Below are 19,662 nucleotides of genomic sequence, written 5' to 3'. Positions count from 1 at the left end.
GATCAGCTGCCCGCGGCGCCGGAGAAGAACACGAGGCGGTACTTGCCGATCTGGACCTCGTCACCGTCGGTCAGCCGTACGGAGTCGATGCGGTCCCGGTTGACGTAGGTGCCGTTGAGGCTGCCCACGTCGCTGACCGTGAACTCGTTGCCGTTGCGACGGAACTCCGCATGACGGCGGGAGACGGTCACGTCGTCGAGGAAGATCTCGCTGTCGGGGTGCCGACCGGCACCGACCAGGTCGGTGTCGAGGAGGAAACGACTGCCGGCGCTCGGCCCGCGCTGGACCACCAGGAGGGCGTGGCCCTCCGGCAGCGCATCCACCGCTGCTGCGTCGACGGGGCTCAGCTGCCGGTCCGAGGACTCGACGGTAGGCACTCCGAAGGTGATGGTCGCGGTCGCGTCGCCCGCGGCTCGCCCACCCCCGGACGCGGCACTCGTGTCCTCCGCGGGCACCAGTCGGGTGCCGCACTGGGCGCAGAAGCGCGCGTCGTCCGGGTTCTGCTTGCCACAGGCGGTACAGAACGGCATGAACCCTCCTCGGGGGCTGAGACCTGACGATACTGGGAACCGCCAACCCTCAGGCGGGGCCTGAGGTTGACGGTTGTGACGAACCTACCAGCCGGTGGCGCGAGTGGGAGCCTCAGCCCTCGAGGCCGGACTGATATGCCGCGGCATCGAGCAGTCCGTCGACCTGGGCGGGGTCGGAGGGCACGAGCTCGAAGAGCCACCCGGCGGCGTACGGGTCGGTGTTGACGAGCTCGGGAGTGGCGTCGAGTGCGTCGTTGCGGGCCACGACCTCGCCGGTGAGCGGTGCGTAGATGTCGCTCACCGACTTGGTGGACTCCAGCTCACCGCAGGTCTCGCCGCCGGTCACCTGCTCCCCCGTCTCGGGCAGCGACACGTAGACGATGTCGCCGAGCGCGTCCTGCGCGAAGTGGGTGATCCCGATGCGGACCGAGCCCTCGGTCTCGCCGGGGATGCGCACCCACTCGTGCTCGCTGGTGTACTTCAGGTCCTCGGGGTACACGGTGTCTCCTCGGTTGCTGGTCGGTGACGATGGACGATGGACGATGGACGATGGACGGGCAGGCTACTGGTCGGGGTCGGCCTCGGCGGTGACGGGTCGCACGGGGTCGCGGACGCTGGTGATGTCGAGCGAGTCGAGCTCGTCGACCTCCACGGTGGCGCCGTCGTACTGCTCGAGGGTCTCGATCGGTCCGCTCGCGAAGGTGAGGCCGCCGTGCAGCGAGTGCGGGTCGCCGATGACGTCGATGACGTACGGCGGCTCGAGGAGGTTGCCGTCGAGCTCGATGCCGCCGACCGCCTCGTTGAAGGAGCTCTGGGCGACCACGCGGTGCGCGTCGTTGAACTCGATCGCCTCGGCGTCGGCCGTGCGCATCTCCTGGACGATGTCGAGCAGCGAGCCGACGCTCACCGGTCCGGCCCCCTCCTCGATGGTGATCCGGATGCCCGGCCCGGTCACGGGCACGAGGCCGGCCAGGATGTTGAGGGTGCGGGCCCGCTGCTGGGTCTGGGAGAGGGCCGCCTCGCGGCTGGTGTTCTCCGAGCGGAGCTCGTCGCGGGTCTGCTCGAGGCGGTCACGCTCGCGCCGCGCCCGCTCGGCGGTGCCGGTGAGGGCGTTCAGGATCTCGATGAGGTCCTGCTCCCGCAGGCCCGCGTAGGTGTTGTCCTGCTCGTTGTTGCGCACCTGGGCGACGGAGGCGAAGCCGAGCACCGCGAGCAGCACCGCCACCACCACCTGGGCCCGGGAGCCGTGGCGCAGGGTGAACGCGAGCCGCTGGCGACCGGCGTCGTCCTCGTCCGGCGTGGGCAGCCCGGGGCTGCGCCCGTCGTGGTGGGAGCCCGGCTCGGGCGTGGTCTCAGGCATGGAAGAGGTGGCGCCGGATGGCGGCGACGTTGGAGAAGATCCGGATCCCGAGCACGACGATGACGCCGGTCGACAGCTGGCTGCCGACCCCGAGCTTGTCGCCCATGTAGACGATGAGTGCGGCGATGACGACGTTGCTGATGAAGGAGACGACGAAGACCTTGTCGTCGAAGATGCCGTCGAGGAAGGCCCGCAGGCCGCCGAAGACGGCGTCGAGGGCGGCCACCACGGCGATCGGCAGGTAGGGCTCGAGGCCGAGCGGGACGTCGGGGGCGAAGACGAGGCCTGCGAGCACGCCGAGCAGGAGTCCGAGCGCTGCGATCACGGCGTGACCTCCTCCTCCGTGTTGGCCGGGTTGTCCGAGGACTTCTCGGCGACGTCGCGCAGCGGGCGCAACGTGCTCGCCGGGAGTCGGACCATGGTGACATTCTCGGCCTCGTAGCCGAAGCCGAGGGTGTTGACGAGGCCGAACCATGCCTGTCCCTGGCTGGTCTCGAGCAGCCGGGCCTGGAGGGTGGCGTTGTCGCCGACGGCCTCCACGACGTACGGCGGGGTGAGCGGGCGGCTGTTGACGAGGATGGCCCGCCCGGTGTTGCGGATCCCGCTGAGCGCGGTGAGCCGGATCCCGTTGATGGCGATCGCCTCGGCACCGGCCTGCCACAGCCCGTCGACCAGGGTCGCCAGGTCCTCGTCGCGGACCTCGTCGTTGGGGTCGTCGCTCTGCGGATTCGTGACGGTGATCCGCACGCCCTCACCGCGGACCGGGACAAAACCGGTGAGCACCTCGAGGCGGCGTACGCGCGCGTCGAGGTCGTCGGTCTGGGTGGCGAGGGTGTCGTTGCGCTCCTGTGCTGCGATCCGCGACTCGCTCAGGGAGCTGATGTCGCGCTGGAGGGCGGCGACCTCGCCGCGCCCCTCGTCGATCTTGGAGACCAGGGTCGCTCGACCCAGCTCCTGGACGTCGGCGTCCCGCGACGTCTGCACCCCGGCCACGGTGACCAGGAGCCCGAAGCTGCCGACGATGAGCAGGGTGGTCCAGGCGCGCCCCGGCGTGGCGGTGGACTCCCCCCGCTCCGCCTTGCGGCCGGCCACGTGGGCGTAGTCCTCGTCCATCGAACGCGCGGTGATGAGCGTGAGCAACGGCGTGGTGACGTGCTCGGGCAGCTCCGGCGGCCGTTCGGAGGGGGTCAGGTCAGGCATCGCGGCGGACCCTGGGCGGTCGTCGTTCGGTGTCGCGCACCAGCGTGCGGACCTGCCAGGCGTACAGGACACCGGCCCACCAGTAGAGCCCGATCCCCCAGAACGCGAACGCCCAGCCGAACACCCGGGCCAGCATCGGGACCGCACCGTCGCCCTCGCCGAGCAGGAGGAGCGGGAAGGCGTAGAGCAGGTTGAACGTCGCGGCCTTGCCCAGGAAGTGAACCGGCAGGGCGCTGTAGCCGCGCGTGCGCAGGATGGGCACCAGACCCCACAGCAGCAGGTCGCGCAGCGGCAGGATGATGGCGACCCACCACGGGACGATGTCGCGCATGGCGAGGCCCACCACGACCGCCAGGATGTAGAGTCGGTCGGCGACGGGATCGAGGATCTCCCCCAGGCTGGAGCGTTGGTCGAGCCGGCGCGCGAGGTAGCCGTCGAGCCAGTCGGTGATCCCGGAGACCATGAGCAGGGCCAGCGCCAGGGCGTCGGCCTCGGGACCGAGGACGAGCCACAGGAACACGGGCACCCCGGCCAGCCGGGCCATGCTGAGCAGGTTGGGGACCGTCCACACGCGTGAGCGGTGGGTCTGCTCCTGCACGGAATCGCCTGCCATCGGATGAGTCGGGGTCACGTCGATCTCACCCTATCCAGCGGACGTCGCGCGGACGGTCACGACTCGACGGCACTCGACCCGGCCTCGTGGTGGGACCCGTCGCGGATCACGCCGACCAGCTCCTCGAGCACGTCCTCGAGCGTGACGAGCCCGAGCACCTGGCCGTCGCGGCGCACGACGCGTGCCATGTGGGCGCCGCGCAGCTGGAGGCTCTCGAGGGCCTCGTGCAGCAGGTCGTCGGGCCCGACGGTGGCGAAGGGGCGCACCCACTTGTCGTCGACCGGGCGCTGGCGTCGCTCCTCGTCGCTCTCGAGCACGTCCTTGATGTGGAGGTAGCCGACGAGCGTGCCGTCGGGCTCGGCGACCGGGAAGCGGCTGAAGCCCGTGGCCGCGCACAACGACTCCACGTCGGCCGCCGTCGACCCGCGCAGCACGGTGGCGAGACCCTCGACCGGCATCAGGACCGTCGTCACCGTCTTCTCGGTGAAGCCCAGGGCGCCGGCGAGGCGGTCGTACTCGTCGGCGGCGATCATGCCCTCGCCCCGCGACTCCTCGACCAGGGCGGCGACCTCCTCGCGGGTGTAGCTCGAGCTGACCTCCTCCTTCGGCTCGACCCGGATGAGTCGCAGGATGCCGTTGGCGGCGAGGTTGAGCAGCAGGATGACCGGTCGCAGCACGGTGACGATGACCATCATGGGTGGGCCGAGCAGCAGCGCTGCCCGGGTGGGTCCGGCGAGTGCGATGTTCTTGGGGACCATCTCGCCCAGGACCACGTGCAGGTAGACGACGATGGACATCGCCACCACGAAGGACACCGGGTGCAGGGCCGCCTCCGGGACGCGCAGCGCGTGGAACACCGGCTCCAGCAGGTGCGCCACGGCCGGCTCGCCGACGGCACCGAGGCCCAGCGAGCAGACCGTGATGCCGAGCTGGGCCCCTGCCATGACCAGGGAGACCTGCTCCATGGCTCGCAGCGCGGTGCGCCCGGCCCGGGATCCGGCCTGGGCCAGCGGCTCGATCTGGCTGCGGCGCGCCGACAGCAGCGCGAACTCCGCGCCCACGAAGAAGGCGTTGAGGACGAGGAGCACGATGGCCACGACGACTCCGGTGACGTCACCCACGGTCGTCCACCTCCGTGGCCGCATCGTGGCCCGCGCCGGACGGCTCGTCGAGGGTGACCAGCCGCAGCTCGAGACGGTCGATGCGCAGCCCGTCCATCCGCTCGACGGTGAGCGTCGCGAGGTCCTCGCGCGGCTCGTCGGGCACGGAGCGGTCCGGCACCGGGACCTCGACGCGGTCGCCGGCCTGCGGGATCTTGCCGAGGCGCTGCATCACGAGGCCGCCGATGGTGTCGTAGTCCTCGTGGTCGGGCAGCTCGATGCCCGTGGCGTCCTCCACCTCGTCGGGCCGCAGCAGGCCGGACAGGCTCCAGGCGCCGTCACGTCGTTGACGGGCCCGGGCTCCGAGGCGGTCGTGCTCGTCGGAGATGTCACCGACGATCTCCTCGACGACGTCCTCGAGGGTCACGATGCCCGCGTGGCCGCCGTACTCGTCGAGGACGATGGCCATCTGGAACCCGTCGCCACGGAGCAGTGCGAGCAGCGGGTCGAGCCGCAGGCTGTCGGGGACGACCGTCGGCTTGACCATGATGTGCTTGATGCGGGTCGTGGCCCGCTCGTGGACGGGGAGTGCCACGGCGTGCTTGACGTGGACCGTGCCCACGACGGCGTCCTCCTGGTCGAGGACCGGGAAGCGGGAGAGCCCCGTCTGGCGGGCCAGCTCGATGATCGTGCTCGCGCGGTCGCTCTCCTCGACGGTCGTGGTGCGGACCCGGGGGGTCATGATCTCGCCGGCGGTGCGGGTGCCGAACTCCACGCTGCGCTCCATGAGCTCGGCGGTCTCGGGGTCGAGCGTGCCCTGGACGGCCGAGCGCTGCACGAGCGAGGCGAGCTCCTCGGAGCTCCGCGCCGAGCGCAGCTCCTCCTGCGGCTCGATGCCGAGGCGGCGCACGAGCGCGTTGGCGGAGTTGTTGAGGACCTTGATGGGCCAGCGGGACCCGGCGGTGAAGCCCCGCATGAAGCCCTGTGTCGCGCGCGCGGTCTCGAGCGGCTTGGCCAGCGCGAGGTTCTTGGGGACCATCTCCCCGAAGAGCATCGTGAGGATGGTGCCGAGGGTCAGACCGATGGCCACCGAGACGGGTGGGACCCACCCGTCGGGCAGGCCGACCGCCGTGAGCGGGTCACGCACCAGGGTGGCGATCGCGGGCTCGGCCAGGAAGCCGACCGCCAGGTTGGTCACCGTGATGCCGACCTGGGCTCCGGAGAGCTGCGTCGAGAGGGACTTGAGCGCCCGTTGCACGCCCGCGGCCGAGGCGTCGCCGCCACTGGCGGCACGCTCCACGGTGGCTCGGTCCACGGTGACGAAGGAGAACTCGGCCGCGACGAACACGCCGCAGATCGCGATGAGCGCGAGCGAGACGAGCAGGAGGAGCCACGGGGTCACGACGCGGCTCCTGGTCTGGTCAGGGAGACGGTCGTGCGGCGACTTTGATAGCCGTCCATGGGGGTCTGGGAAGGCCCTTCCACTCGGGTGCTGGCAGTACTTCGCCCACCAGCCTAGAGGACACCCGTCCACGACTCCGCGTCGCTTTGGGCGACGACGTCCCGGCCCCCTACTCTGGGCCCTTCGAGCGCGGCGATCCAGGGGACATGATGCACGGGTGGATGCGGAGCGGCACGGCCGTGCTGGCCGCCGCACTGGTGGTGTCGTCGGCCGCGGCGGGCCTCGCGCGGCCCTCCGAGCCGACACCCACGGTCGTCCCCGTCGCGGCCGGCACGGACCGCCTGACGATGCCCTCGGACGCCGGTCGCGCGGCCCCTGACACCACGCGCGACACCCGCCCGAACGTGGTCTTCGTGATGACCGACGACATGCGCGACGACGACCTGCGGTGGATGCCGCAGACGCAGCGGTTGATCGCCGACCAGGGGCTGGACTTCACCGACGCCATCTCGCCGCACCCGCTGTGCTGTCCCGCGCGGGCCGAGCTGGTCACCGGCCAGTACGCCCAGAACAACGGCGTCCAGCACAACGCCGGCCCCTTCGGCGGTTTTCAGGCCCTCGACCCCACCCACGAGATCAGCTCGTGGTTCGGCAGGGCGGGCTACCAGACGGGCTTCGTCGGCAAGTTCCTCAACGGCTACACCGCCGACGACGTCCGTCCGTCGGGGTGGACCCACTGGGACGCGCTGGTGGCCGGCGTCTACGACTACCTGGACTTCGCGTTCGCCGACGACGACGACAGTCCGGCGGTCTTCAGGGACAGCTACGTCACCGACGTGATCGCCGAGCGCACCAACGAGACCGTCCGGCGCTTCGCCCGCAAGGACGAGCCCTTCCTCCTCTTCTCCTGGCACCTCGCGCCGCACTACCGGATCGATGACGGCAGGCCCGTGCTGCCTCCCAGCTCGCCGCGCGACGCCGACCGGTTCCCGCACGCGGAGCCGCCGTCCATGCAGGACCCGGCCTTCAACGAGCGGGCGGTCCTCGACCAGCCCCGGCCCTTCCGCAACCGTCGCCAGGCCGACCCCGAGGTGGTCGTCGAGGACCACCGGGCACGTCTGCGGGCCCTGCAGTCAGTCGACCGTGCCGTCGGCTCCCTGGTCGACACGCTGCGCGAGACCGGCGAGCTCGACCACACCGTGATCGTCTTCACCTCCGACAACGGCTACTCCCTGGGTGAGCACCGCTTCGTCGGCAAGAACGTGCTGACCCAGCCKGTCCTCCAGGTGCCGCTGCTGGTGCGCGGCCCCGGCATCGCTCCCGGTACGACGTCCGACCTGCCGGTCACCCTCGTCGACCTGCCGGCGACCTTCGCCGCGATCGTGGGCGCCTCGGCGGAGTGGCCCGTCGACGGGACGTCGTTCGTGCCGACGCTGCGCGGCCTCGACCAGCCCTTCCGTGACACCACGCTCGTGCAGACCGGCGACGACGGCGGCGACGGGTGGGCCTACCGCGGCGTGCGCACCGATCGCTACCTGTACGGCGTCAACGGCTCCGACGCGTTCCTCTACGACGACGACCTCGACCCCGACCAGCTGGTCAACCGCATCGACGATCCGGCGTACGCAGCGATCCGCGTCGCCCTCGAGCAGCGCCGCAGCGAGCTGATCACGTGCCGGGGCGGCGCCTGCAACCAGACCTTCGGAGCGCTCCCGGAGCCGGGCGTCGGCTGATCGGTCCGTGCGACTGGTCCTTTCGGGCCATCCCGGGCCACCGAGTCGTTACCTTGGTAACAACGGACATACCCTCTGCCCGTGGCTGGGACGAAGGGGCGGACGCCCCGCGGGGACAAGCGCCGGAGGAAGCCGTCCGCCGGCGTGCTCCCCGGCGCCGACCGCCACCTCGTGACCCGCTTCTCCTACGGGCTGACCAAGGACCTGGTGCGCGACGTGCGCCGCCACGGCGCCGAGGCCTGGTTCGTCGACCAGCTCTCCCCCGGCAAGGTCGCGGACGGTCCCGGCCACGCCGTCGACGACTGGTGGCCGTCGCTGCGGCGCAGCCCGCTGGACCTCTGGCAGCGCACCCAGAGCGAGGTCGAGCCCGGCTGGATGGTGATGGAGGACTACATGCGCCGGGCGCTCGTGCGCCGGACCGTCTCCCGTCGTCAGGTCCTCGAGGTCATGACGGAGCTCTGGGAGAACCACTTCCACGTGCCCGTGGCCGCCGACGGCGTGTTCACGCACCGGGTGTCGTACGGCGACGCGATCCGAGCGCGGGCCCTCGGGAAGTTCAGCGATCTCCTCTTCACCGTCACCACCCACCCCGCCATGGGGATCTACCTCGACAACGCCACCTCGACCGCCTCCCACCCCAACGAGAACCTCGGGCGCGAGCTCCTGGAGCTCCACACGGTCGGCCGCGGCCCGTTCACCGAGGCCGACGTCAAGGACTCGGCGCGCATCCTCACCGGGTGGCGCGTGGACGTGTGGAAGACCTTCGCTGCGGCCTACTCCCCCGCGGACCACGCGACGGGGCCGGTGCGAGTCATGGGGTTCACCGACCCCAACCGCTCCGCCGACGGGCGTGACCTGACCCGGCGCTACACCGACTACCTGGCCCACCACCCGGCCACCGCGAAGCGGGTGGCGCGCAGGATCGCGGTGAAGTTCGTCCGCGACGAGCCGCCGCACGCACTCGTCGACATGCTGGCCAAGGTCTACCTCCAGCACGACACCGCGATCGTCCCGGTCCTGAAGGCGCTCGTGGCGTCGTCCGTGTTCCGGGCATCCCGAGGCACCAAGGTCCGCGACCCTGCCGAGGACGTGGTCGCGACGTACCGGGCGCTGGGCGTGACGGTGCGTCGTCCTTCCTCCCAGGACTCGGCGGCCGAGGCCATCCTGTGGCAGACCGACGGGCTCGGCGGGCGACCCTTCTCCTGGAGCCGTCCCGACGGGGCCCCCATCACCAACCAGGCCTGGGCGTCGGCCGGCCGGATGGCCGCATCGTTCGGCATGCACTGGTCGATGGCCGGCGGGTGGTGGCCCGAGAAGGACATCGCCTACCGCTCCCCCGCCTCCTGGCTGCCGGAGAAGAAGGTGCGTTTCGACGACCTCGTGGACCACCTCGCGGAGCGGATCCTCTTCCGCCCCGCCAGCAGGCAGCTGCTCAAGGCGTGCTGCCAGGCGACCGGGTTGCACCCCGGCACCACCATCACCAGGTCCCACGACCTCGTGAGGTGGGGCATGCCGCGCCTGCTCGTGACCCTGCTCGACTCCCCTGCCCACATGACCCGGTGACTGCCATGACGATCCTCGACGACTGCTGCGCGGAGCTCGCCGGTGCCCGCCTGTCGCGCCGGACCCTTCTCGGCACCGCGGCCGGCGTCGCCGGCCTGTCGGTGGTGTACGGCGGCGCCGAGGTGCGCGCGTCGGCGGCCGCGGCCGCCCCGGCCCCCTCGGTGCTGGTGGTGGTGTCGATGCGGGGTGCCGCCGACGGCCTCTCCCTGGTGGTGCCGCACGCCGACCCGGTCTACTACGCGGCGCGCCCTGGCATCGCGGTTCCCGCCGAGCGGCTGCTCGCCCGCGACGGGATGTTCGGGCTGCACCCCTCGCTGGCCCCCCTGCTCCCGCTGTGGGACTCGGGCCGCCTCGCCGCCGTCCATGCGACCGGGCTCCCCGTAGCCAACCGCTCGCACTTCTCGGCCATGGAGGAGATCGAGGACGCCAGCGCAGGCTCCGCGGCCCGCGTCGGGTGGCTCAACCGGCTCATCGGGCTCGACGCGCTCACCAGCCCCGTGCAGGGCATCGGCCTCGGCAGCGGCGTCGTACCCACGTCGCTGGCCGGTCCGTCGCCGGCCATGGCGGCCGCGTCGCTCGACCACCTCTCCATCCCGGGCGAGGAGGACGGTTCGGCGGCGCGGCGGCGCGCCAGCCTGAAGACGCTGTGGGGCACCGACCGGTCGGTGCTCGGCGACGCCGCCCGGGACGCCTTCGCGGCCGTCGACATCCTGGCCCCCGTCGTCGAGGGGCCGGCGACCCCGGTGGGCGGAGCGACGTACCCCCGCGGCGACCTCGGCCAGGCGCTCGCGCACGCCGCCCGCATCATCCGCGGGGACGTGGGCGTCCAGGTCATCACCGTCGACCAGGGCGACTGGGACATGCACACCGGTGTCGGCACCCTCGAGTGGGGACGGCTCAAGGACAACGCCGCCACCTTCGCCTCCGCGCTGGCCGCGTTCTTCACCGACATCGGGGCGTACGGCGAGAAGGTCACCGTGGTGTGCCTCAGCGAGTTCGGTCGCCGCGTCGCCGAGAACGCCAACTACGGCCTCGACCACGGGCACGGCAACGTCATGTTCCTGGCCGGGGCGGGCGTGCAGGGCGGTCGCTACCACGGCAGCTGGCCCGGCCTCACGAACAGCCCGGACGCCGACCTGACGGTCACCACCGACTACCGCAGCGTCCTGTCCGAGGTGGTGCGGACCCGCTTCGGGGCGGACTCGAGCCGGGTGTTCCCGGGGTTCGTGGGGCCCTCGCTCGGCACCATGGTGTGACCCCTGACGACGCGTCCGACCTGATTGTCGATCGGCGCGAGCGCTGGGGTAAGGTTTCGCTCGCCCATCACGCAGGTGATGGGTGTTCGGGCTGTAGCGCAGCTTGGTAGCGCACCTGACTGGGGGTCAGGGGGTCGCAGGTTCAAATCCTGTCAGCCCGACAAATGGACACCGCAGGTCAGAGGCCGTTTCGGGTAACCGAAGCGGCTTCTTTCCTGTCAGCAGGGCTGCTAGTGACAGCAGTTGTGACAGCAGTTGCTCCACACGCCAGGTCGCCACGGGAAAGTGGTCGCCACAGGCGACCGTCGTAGTCGTGGCGCACGCACCGCGACCCGGCCCTCCAGGCCACCCGGCGCCGACCGGTTGATGATGCGAGCGAGGGCCAGCAGCCGGAGCAGCCTCAGCGGGCGAAATACGGGAGCAGCGATCAGAACCAGGTCGTACCAGTGACGAAGTGCATACCCCAGGCGCGGGAATGACCTCCGGTGAAGTTCTTCGGAGCAGGGCCAGCCGAGGTATGTCCGCTGGGCGAACAAGACATACCAATTCGACCGCCAGCAGCGACGCCGCACAGAACGTCCCCTGTTTCGGGTGACCTAGCCCCACTGGCCGGCGTGTTACCGAGGAATCACGTTCGTTCGGGGCCATCTCGGGCGTCTCAACTCAAGAAGGACAGCATCATGGCGAAAAACACGGGAGCACTTTCGTTGGCTGTAGCGGCATCGGCACTGGTCTTGGTCGCGGGCGTCGGTGGCGCCACAGCCGCAGCGACCCTCATCACCGGCAAGGACATCAAGGACAACACCTTGAAAAGCGTTGACGTCAAGGACGGGTCCCTGCAGAAGAAGGACCTCACGACCAAAGCCATTACCAAGCTGTCCGGCGCGCAAGGTCCAGCAGGGCCGACGGGTAGCGCAGGAAAGGCGGGACCAGCAGGACCGGTGGGACCGGTGGGACCCGTCGGTCCCCAAGGGCCAAGAGGCCTGAGCGACGTTCAGACATTCGTCACGCCGATTGCACCGGCGCCGCTGAATGTGAACGTCGTCGATGTACCAGCCAGCCCACTCAACGSCACGGCAGACTCGAGGACACCACTGCTGACGTTCGAACTCGACGCAGGTGAATACCTCGTTGATGCAGCGGCACAGTTCTTCCACTTCGTCCCTGGCGCCGACAGTGTCGACTACGGCGTCATCGGAACCCGGATCGGTGGTCAGGATCAGCCGGGCACAGGATTCACGCCCGACATCCCGAACGATGGCAACAACGGTGCGCAGGTCTCGGCGCCCGCATACATCGTGATTCCCGCTGACAACACGCAGGTGACCATCGTCGGGACGATCCGCGGGATCCGTGCCGGACACGCCGGGGCATTGGCCGTGGTCACTAAAGTCGACTAGCCAGACACGACCGTCGGCGCCAGGTTCGTCACCGGAAGGCCCAGCCAGGACATGACGAAAGCCGCCCGCCCTGCAACGTGCAGGACGGGTGGCTTCGCGGGTGGTGTACGCCGCTATCCCGGCCGTCTCGTCCGGGCCTTGTCCGATCTCGTGGGGCCGCCGTCCCTCCCCGCTCGTCCCCTCTGCTGGGGAAAACGATCCCTGAAGTGCGCCACGCCGCGCGGGGCTTCCTAGCCTGCTGGGAACTGCCGGTCCGGGGGAAGGGTCCTGACGATGTCCTTGCAGCACGAGCCGCTCGTTGCCGACGCGAGGAGCCGAACGCAGGAGTCCCCACGCCCACGACGGGTGGTCCTGATCGACGACCACCGCACCTTCGTGGAGCTCATGCAGTTCGCCCTCGAGAGCTCGCCCTCCATGTCCTGCGTCGGTGTCGCCTACACCCCCGAGAGCGGACTCGAGCTGATCGCCGAGCAGCGTCCCGACCTGGTGGTCATCGACTACGAGTTCCCGGAGTCGATGCACGACGGGATCCAGACCACGGCAGCCATCACCACCCGGTTCCCCGACGTGCACGTCGCGCTGCTGACCGGTCATGCCGGCGGGGACCTCGTCCACCGCGCCGTCGACGCCGGCGTCAGCGCGCTGCTGCTCAAGACCGGCTCCCTGACCAACCTGCTCGCAGCGCTCGACACGATCGGCCCCGGCGTCCTGGTGACACCCCCCGGGATGCTCCGTGCGCCTGTGCCGGCCCCGCCGGAGGACCCGCTCAGCGCCCGGGAGCACGACGTGCTCGCGATGCTGGCGATCGGCCTGCGGGCCCAGGACATCGCCGACCAGCTCGGGATCTCGAAGAACACGTGCCGCGGCTACATCAAGTCGCTGCTGTGGAAGCTCGACGCCCACACGCAGCTCGAGGCGGTGGCCAACGCTCGGAGACGGGGTCTTGTGACCGGGCCGTGACGACCCCGAGCAGGCTGCGCGGAAGCGGTGCCGACCGGTCCGTCGTCCGGATGGCGCTCATCCGGTTCGGGGTGCTGACCTCCCTCACCCTGGTGGTCGTGGCGTTCCTGACCGCATGGTGGAGCCAGCACCTCGCCGAGGACGAGGCAGTGCGAGACGCCCGCGTCCGGACCGCCGGCATGGCGCGCGGGATCGCCGCTCCCCTGCTGGACAGCAGGGTCCGCCGCAACGATGCGCCGGCCATGCGCGACTTCGACACCACCCTCCGCAACCGGCTGCGCGACGGCACCGTCGCGCACATCGTCGTGTGGGACATCGACGGGAACCTCATCTGGGCCGACGAGCCGTCCCGGGTCCACTCGGGCGAGGAGCTGCCCGAGGAGCTGACCGCGCCGGGTGCCGGGGAGTCCGTCGTCGTGCCCACCGAGGACCACCCACTGGCCTACACGGACTCGGACACCGACTCCCTGGTCGAGGTGTACGTCCGCACCACCGACGCCGACGGCGAGCCCTTCATCTTCGAGGCCTACACCCCCCGCGACCGCCTCCAGGCCGACGCCGGTGCCATCATGAGCGAGCTGCTGCCCCTCACCCTGGGCTCCCTGCTCGTGCTCGCGGCAGCGATCGTCCCCCTGGCACTCTCCCTGGCCCGCCGGATCGACCGGGCGAGCGCCAGCAGACGAGAGGTCCTGCGCCACTCGCTGCGCTCATGGCAACGCGAGCGCGAGCGCCTCGCCCAGTCGCTCCACGACGACGTCATCCAGGACCTCTCGGCCGCGGGCTACGCCCTGCCGGCGGTGCTCGAGGCGCTGCCGCCCGGCTCCCGGACCGAAGCCGCCCGAACGATCGGTGAGCAGATCACCCAGGTCCTGATCCTCAGCGTCGCCACCCTGCGCGCGGTGCTCACCGACATGGCACCGTCCGGCTTCGAGGAGGCCACCCTCGAGCAGGCGCTCCAGTCGATCGCGCAGCGGCACCGTGAGCGGGGGCTGGGCGTCGAGCTCACCATCGACCCCGACCTCGGTGCCGGTGTGGCCAGCGGCGGACTCATCTATCGCATCGTGCGTGAGGGACTGCAGAACGTGAGCAAGCACGCGGACGCCACCGAGGTGACTGTCCGCGTGCGCCGTGGTGACTCGATCGTGGACGTCACGATCGATGACAACGGGCACGGCCTCCGCAACGGCTCCTCCCAGGACGGCCACATGGGGCTCCGTCTGCTCGAGGTCTTCCTCGCCGACGTGGGCGGGAGCCTCGAGCTTGTCGACCGCCCCGAAGGTGGCGCGCGCCTGAGTGCCGTGGTCCCGGCCGAGCTGCCCGAGCTCGAGGAGGCGCTGCGCGACTGACCTCCCGCACCCCCACCTTTTCCCCAGCCGCCACTCCTAGCGTGGGCGGTGCTGAGAGGGAGGCCGCCGTGGACCTGACGCGACGAGACATGGTGAAGCTGTCGGTCCTGGGCACGACGGCGGTCGCGCTGCCACTCGAACGAGCGCTCGGTGGCCCGGCGACGCTGGCCAACCGCATCGCGCAGAGCGCGCTCCCGGCGCCGTTCACGATCCCGTTCACGACGCCGCCACGGATCATGCCGGTCCGCTCGGACGACACCACCGACTACTTCCGGGTGTCCATGGAGCCAGCCGTCGCGGAGATCCTCCCGGGTCTGCAGACCCTCGTCTGGGGCTACAACGGCAGCGTCCCCGGGCCGACCTTCCAGGTCGCGAAGGGCCGACGGGCCGTGGTCCGGCAGATCAACAACCTCCCCGCCAAGCACCCGGTCCTCAACTACACGCCGTGGACGTCGGTCCACCTCCACGGCTCGGCCTCGCTGCCGCAGTACGACGGCTACGCCAGCGACATCACCAACCCCGGGGAGTGGAAGGACTACGTCTACCCGAACCGGCAGCCCGCGCGCACCCTCTGGTACCACGACCACGGGGTGCACCACACGGCGCAGAACGTCTTCATGGGCCTGGCCGGGATGTACATCATGACCGACGCGCTCGAGCAGGCGCTCCCGATCCCGCACGGTGCCTACGACGTGCCGCTCATCGTCTCCGACCAGATGTTCAACACCGACGGGTCGCTCCTGTTCACCACCAGCGACGAGGACGGCTTCTACGGCGACGTCATCACCGTCAACGGTCGCCCGTGGCCGCTGATGAGGGTGGCGCGACGCAAGTACCGGTTCCGCATCCTCAACGCCTCGGTGTCCCGCTCCTACCGGTGGTCGCTCAGCGACGGCTCGTCGATGACCGTGATCGCGACGGACGCCGGCCTGCTGGGTGCTCCGAAGAAGGTCTCGAGCCTGCGCCACGGCGTTGCCGAGCGCTACGAGGTCGTCATCGACTTCGCGAAGTACCGGCCCGGCACGCGCATCGTGATGCGCAACAGCTCCCCGAAGAACAACGTGAACTTCGCCAACACCGACAAGGTGATGGCCTTCGAGGTGACGGCGGACGCGTTCGACCCCGCCGCCAACGAGGTGCCTGCGGTCCTGGAGCCCTTCCAACCGACCATGGCCCTCAGTCCCACCCAGTCCGTCCGGACGCGCCAGTTCGACTTCGCCCGTGCCAACGGCCAGTGGAAGATCAACGGCAGGACCTGGGAGGACGTCGTACGCAGCGGCTTCACCTTCAGCCTCGCCGCCCCCCGGCGCGACGACGTCGAGACCTGGGTGCTGCGCAACCTCTCCGGAGGGTGGAACCACCCGGTCCACGTCCACTTCGTCGACTTCAAGATCCTCTCGCGCAACGGGCAGGCGCCTCCGCCGTACGAGGCGGGTGCCAAGGACGTCGTGTTCCTCAGCGAGAAGGAGACCGTGCAGATCCTGGTCAAGTTCGACGGCGGCAGCGGGAAGTACATGATGCACTGCCACAACCTCGTCCACGAGGACCACGACATGATGGCCCAGTTCGAGATCCTGGACAGCACCACCGTGCCCGACGACCCGTTCTCGGCGCCGGCCCAGCGGCTGCCCGAGACGCCCCTCTGACGCGATGAGCACCACGGCCCGGCCGGCGCCGTCGCGCGAACGGCTCGACGAGCCGCTCCCGGGCGAGGGACTCGTCCTCGCGGCGGCCATGGGTGCCGCGACGGCTGGCGCGATCCACCTGGTCGTCGTGCCCGAGCACTGGGGGGTCTCGGCCCCCATGAGCGCCTTCTTCATCGCTCTCGGGGTGGGTCAGCTGCTCCTCGCGGCCGGACTGCGCTGGAGGCTCCCCGACGCGGTCCTCGTGGTCGTGATCATGGGGCACCTCGCGGTCATGGGCCTGTACGTCGCGTCCCGCTCGGTGGACCTCCCGTTCGTGCCGCCGCACGACGCCGCCCACGAGATGGAGCACCTTCCCGTCCCGCGGGGCGTGGGCAACGGCATCCCGCTCTACCCGGGGTCCCGCGTGGAGCCGGTGGGGATGCTCGACCTGGTGTGCCTGGCCGCCGAGCTCGTCCTCGTCGTGTCCCTCGCGGCGCTTCTCCCGCCGCGGCTGCGCAGCGTCGTGACCACCGTGATGGCGGGGGCAGCGGTCCTCGCCGTGGTGTGGCGGGTGTGGGTCCTCTCCTGAGCCGCGGCGCCTCGGACGGGCACGAACGGGTCACTGAGGCTGGGGGGTCCCAGACCCCCGCACCGGGGGCTGATGCAACCCCCCGCCTCCCGGACAGCATGGTCGCTGACACGGGAGGGGTGGGCGATGATCGAGGTCACGCTGTTGGGGCACACGTCGGTACGGGGAGCCGTGAGGTTGACGGCGGCGGACATGGGAGGCGTCAAGCCTCGCCAGCTGCTGGCCCTGCTGGCGCTGGACCTGGGACGTCCGGTCCCCAAGGACGTGCTCGCCGACCGGTTGTGGGACCAACGGCCCCCGAACGGGTGCATCACCACCCTGGAGAGCTACGTCTGCCTGCTCCGCCGCAAGCTCCGCGTCTCCGCCGGTCGGCACTGCGCGATCGCGACGAGCCACGGTGGCTACCTCCTGGATCCTGATCAGGCGCGTGTGGACCTCCACGACGTGACCCGGCTGCTCGCCGGCAACGAGGCCTCGGTCCTGCGAGGGCTGGACCGCATTCCCGGTGACCTGCTGGCCGACGAGCCGTACGCGACCTGGGCCGAGGAGGCTCGCACCACCTTCGCCGACGTGCTGGCCACGGCCTGCACGCGTGCGGCCGGCGACGCCAACCGGGCGGGCCGGCACGCTCCCGCCGTTCGCCTGGCGAGGGCGGCCACCCGAAGCGCGACCTTCTCCGAGCCTGCACTGCGCGAGCTCATGCGTGCCCTGGTCGGTGTCGGCGACCGGACCGCGGCGCTGAACGCCTACGAGGACATGCGCGCCCGGCTCGCGGCGGAGCTGGGCCTGGACCTCGACGCCGAGACCCGTGCCCTGTTCCTGGGCACGATCCAGCAGGACCGGGCCTCCGAGCGCGTGTGCGACCGCGCGGAGGCCTCGGCGCTCGTGCGCCTCCTGCGCACCAGCCTGGACAACAACCCCGCGGTGCTGGTCGGCATCCCGGGCTCGATCGAGCTGATCCGGGCCCTGCAGGCCCTCTCCCCGACCGGCTGATCCGGGTCCGGAGGTCCCGCCTGAAGCGGTCCCACGCCAACACCGCGGGCGGGACCGCTTCGGCGTGCGGCCACGCCGTCGCACCCGGATCAGGTGCTCGTCCGGACAGGTCCGGACCCCGGAGCCACTCCCCAACTTTTCCCAAGGACCGACGTGGACCTTGGTGGACAAATGTCCTCTTCAAGGTGGTGCCTCATGAGTCGAACGCAGCGCAAGATCTCGGCCTCGCGACCAGACCCCGGACGGTCGGACACCCGGGGACGACGCCGGCGACGGTCCGAGCAGGGCCGATTGCGCTGGTGGGTGTCGATGGGATCGGCCCTGGCCATCCCCGCGTCCTTCATCATCCCGATCGGCTTCGCGCCGGCCGCCGAGGCCGCTCCGGCCGCGGTCGGGCAGGGCTTCACGGTGACGCCCTCGGACCTCGCCTACATTCTCAAGCAGATCAAGATCGCGGAGAAGCACGTCGCCGACACCACGCCGGCGACCGGTCCCTGTGGGGCCCTCCGCTCCCAGCTCGCCAGCCCGCTGCTGTCCTTCGGCCTCCGGACCGTCGACGGCTCCTGCAACAACCTGGTCGCCGGGAAGGAGCGCAGCGGAGCCGCGGACGAGGAGTTCCCGCGTCTCGCCGCGCCAGTCCTCAAGCCGGCTGAGAACGTCCCGCCGGCCTTCGGCCCGCCCGCACCCACGTCGTACACCCAGACCAAGGGCAACGTCTTCGACACCCAGCCGCGCATCGTCAGCAACCTGATCGTCGACCAGACCTCGACGAACCCGGCGGCGATCGCCGCTGCCGGCTTCCCGGTACGCACCCAGGGGAACACCGGGGTCCAGCCCTGCACCACGGACCCGGACCCGCTGGCCGATCCCCCGATCGCGGCGGTCCCCACCGACTGCACGCCGTCGCACGAGACACTGTTCATCCCGAACGTGACCACGGACGTGGGCCTGTCCCCGCCGTACAACTCGCTGTTCACCCTCTTCGGCCAGTTCTTCGACCACGGGGTCGACCAGACCGTCAAGGGCGGCGGCACGGTCTTCGTCCCGCTCAAGGACGACGACCCGCTGGTGGCCGGCAAGGACCACATCTTCGGCAACGCGGACGACCTCAACCCCAGCGTGCGGTTCATGGTCCTCACCCGGGCGCAGAACCAGCCCGGCCCCGACGGCAAGCTCCTCGACGACCCGGCCACCGCCGCTGACGAGACAGCTGACAACGTCCACAACGCCGACAACACGGACTCGCCGTGGGTGGACCAGAGCCAGACCTACACGTCGCACGCGTCCCACCAGGCGTTCCTGCGCGAGTACACCACCAACGCGGCGGGACGTCCCGTCCCGACCGGCAAGATGCTGGGTGGGGTCCTCGCCGCGGACGCGGTGGCAGGTGTCGACTCCGGCATGGCGACCTGGGCCTCGACGAAGGAGCAGGCCGCAACCCTGCTCGGCCTGCAGCTCACGGACAAGGACGTCCTGAACGTCCCGATGCTCGCCGTGGACGCCTACGGCAACTTCATCCCCGGACCGGCACGCGGCCTGCCGCAGTACGTCACCGACACGGGCCTGGTCGAGGGCAACACGGCGGCTCCGGTCCCCGTGCCCGCCAACGTCCAGTACTTCGACACGCCCTTCCTGACCGACATCGCGCACAGCGCCGAGCCTGTCGGGGCGAACCCGGTCCCGGACAGCAACACGACGGCCGGCAAGCAGCTCGACGTCACCTCGCCCGCGGGGTCCTACGACGACGAGCTCCTCGACGCCCACTTCATCGCGGGTGACGGTCGCGTCAACGAGAACATCGGCCTCACGGCCATCCACCAGGTGTTCCACTCCGAGCACGACCGGCTGGTCGACGACATCAAGAACACGCTCACGACCGACACCAGTGCTGCCGGTGTCGCCGCGCTCGCCGAGTGGAAGTCCACCGAGGGAGCCGACGGGTGGAACGGCTCGCGGTTGTTCCAGGCGGCGCGCTTCGTCACCGAGATGGAG

18 protein-coding genes and 1 tRNA gene are annotated in these 19,662 nt (G+C 70.6%); 11 read left to right on the top strand and 8 right to left on the bottom strand.

Annotation, left to right across the window (positions count from 1 at the left end; all coding sequences use genetic code 11):
* Positions 1–2: 2 nt before the first annotated feature.
* The 8 genes from ACXJKL_RS00095 to ACXJKL_RS00060 form a co-directional block, all read right to left on the bottom strand.
* A complete protein-coding gene (locus ACXJKL_RS00095; RefSeq protein ID WP_457205013.1) occupies positions 3–530 on the bottom strand; it encodes an FHA domain-containing protein in 528 nt (175 codons plus the stop codon).
* 112 nt (positions 531–642) lie between these two features.
* Positions 643–1,029, bottom strand: a complete 387-nt coding sequence (gene gcvH, locus ACXJKL_RS00090; RefSeq protein WP_457205012.1) for a glycine cleavage system protein GcvH — start codon at positions 1,027–1,029, stop codon at positions 643–645.
* Between the two features lie 63 nt (positions 1,030–1,092).
* Positions 1,093–1,890, bottom strand: a complete 798-nt coding sequence (locus tag ACXJKL_RS00085; RefSeq protein ID WP_457205011.1) for a DUF881 domain-containing protein — start codon at positions 1,888–1,890, stop codon at positions 1,093–1,095.
* Positions 1,883–2,215, bottom strand: a complete 333-nt coding sequence (locus ACXJKL_RS00080) for a small basic family protein (protein ID WP_056927906.1) — start codon at positions 2,213–2,215, stop codon at positions 1,883–1,885. The genes ACXJKL_RS00085 and ACXJKL_RS00080 overlap by 8 nt, the downstream gene beginning before the upstream one ends.
* The gene (locus ACXJKL_RS00075; RefSeq protein WP_457205010.1) at positions 2,212–3,090 is read right to left on the bottom strand and encodes a DUF881 domain-containing protein; all 879 of its coding nucleotides are present in this window, start codon (positions 3,088–3,090) and stop codon (positions 2,212–2,214) included. The genes ACXJKL_RS00080 and ACXJKL_RS00075 overlap by 4 nt, the downstream gene beginning before the upstream one ends.
* Entirely contained in the window at positions 3,083–3,703 is a 621-nt protein-coding gene (locus ACXJKL_RS00070) for a CDP-alcohol phosphatidyltransferase family protein (protein ID WP_457205009.1), read from the bottom strand. Before ACXJKL_RS00070 ends, ACXJKL_RS00075 begins: the two co-directional genes overlap by 8 nt.
* A gap of 56 nt (positions 3,704–3,759) precedes the next feature.
* Positions 3,760–4,824 (bottom strand): hemolysin family protein, encoded by a 1,065-nt coding sequence (locus tag ACXJKL_RS00065; protein ID WP_457205008.1) that lies wholly within the window; start codon positions 4,822–4,824, stop codon positions 3,760–3,762.
* The gene (locus ACXJKL_RS00060) at positions 4,817–6,205 is read right to left on the bottom strand and encodes a hemolysin family protein (RefSeq protein WP_457205007.1); all 1,389 of its coding nucleotides are present in this window, start codon (positions 6,203–6,205) and stop codon (positions 4,817–4,819) included. Before ACXJKL_RS00060 ends, ACXJKL_RS00065 begins: the two co-directional genes overlap by 8 nt.
* A 221-nt stretch (positions 6,206–6,426) precedes the next feature.
* Here ACXJKL_RS00060 and ACXJKL_RS00055 point away from each other — a divergent pair, with 221 nt between their 5' ends.
* From ACXJKL_RS00055 to ACXJKL_RS00005, 11 genes are all read left to right on the top strand, one after another.
* Positions 6,427–7,938, top strand: a complete 1,512-nt coding sequence (locus ACXJKL_RS00055) for a sulfatase family protein (RefSeq protein ID WP_457205006.1) — start codon at positions 6,427–6,429, stop codon at positions 7,936–7,938.
* A gap of 81 nt (positions 7,939–8,019) precedes the next feature.
* A complete protein-coding gene (locus ACXJKL_RS00050) occupies positions 8,020–9,501 on the top strand; it encodes a DUF1800 domain-containing protein (protein ID WP_457205005.1) in 1,482 nt (493 codons plus the stop codon).
* A gap of 5 nt (positions 9,502–9,506) precedes the next feature.
* On the top strand, positions 9,507–10,757 hold the full coding sequence (locus tag ACXJKL_RS00045; protein ID WP_457205004.1) for a DUF1501 domain-containing protein: 1,251 nt from the start codon (positions 9,507–9,509) through the stop codon (positions 10,755–10,757).
* An 87-nt stretch (positions 10,758–10,844) separates the two neighbouring features.
* Positions 10,845–10,918, top strand: a tRNA-Pro gene (locus ACXJKL_RS00040).
* A gap of 519 nt (positions 10,919–11,437) precedes the next feature.
* Positions 11,438–12,157, top strand: a complete 720-nt coding sequence (locus tag ACXJKL_RS00035) for a hypothetical protein (protein WP_457205003.1) — start codon at positions 11,438–11,440, stop codon at positions 12,155–12,157.
* Between the two features lie 273 nt (positions 12,158–12,430).
* Positions 12,431–13,117, top strand: coding sequence for a response regulator transcription factor (locus ACXJKL_RS00030; protein WP_457205002.1), 687 nt, complete (start codon positions 12,431–12,433; stop codon positions 13,115–13,117).
* A complete protein-coding gene (locus ACXJKL_RS00025; protein ID WP_457205001.1) occupies positions 13,114–14,463 on the top strand; it encodes a sensor histidine kinase in 1,350 nt (449 codons plus the stop codon). Before ACXJKL_RS00030 ends, ACXJKL_RS00025 begins: the two co-directional genes overlap by 4 nt.
* Before the next feature lie 89 nt (positions 14,464–14,552).
* Complete coding sequence (locus ACXJKL_RS00020) at positions 14,553–16,109, top strand: multicopper oxidase family protein (protein ID WP_457205000.1); 1,557 nt, start codon at positions 14,553–14,555, stop codon at positions 16,107–16,109.
* 4 nt (positions 16,110–16,113) lie between these two features.
* A complete protein-coding gene (locus tag ACXJKL_RS00015; protein WP_457204999.1) occupies positions 16,114–16,677 on the top strand; it encodes a hypothetical protein in 564 nt (187 codons plus the stop codon).
* 126 nt (positions 16,678–16,803) lie between these two features.
* Positions 16,804–17,670: an AfsR/SARP family transcriptional regulator gene (locus ACXJKL_RS00010; RefSeq protein WP_457204998.1), complete on the top strand. Its 867-nt coding sequence runs from the start codon at positions 16,804–16,806 to the stop codon at positions 17,668–17,670.
* Between the two features lie 195 nt (positions 17,671–17,865).
* Positions 17,866–19,662, top strand: a 1,797-nt coding sequence (locus ACXJKL_RS00005; protein ID WP_457204997.1) for a peroxidase family protein, incomplete at its 3' end; no start/stop codon positions are given.

The sequence above is a fragment of the Nocardioides sp. P5_C9_2 genome, assembly GCF_054049555.1.
The sequence above is the reverse complement of the archived record's forward strand: the minus strand, read 5'-3'. Positions and strand labels throughout refer to the sequence as shown.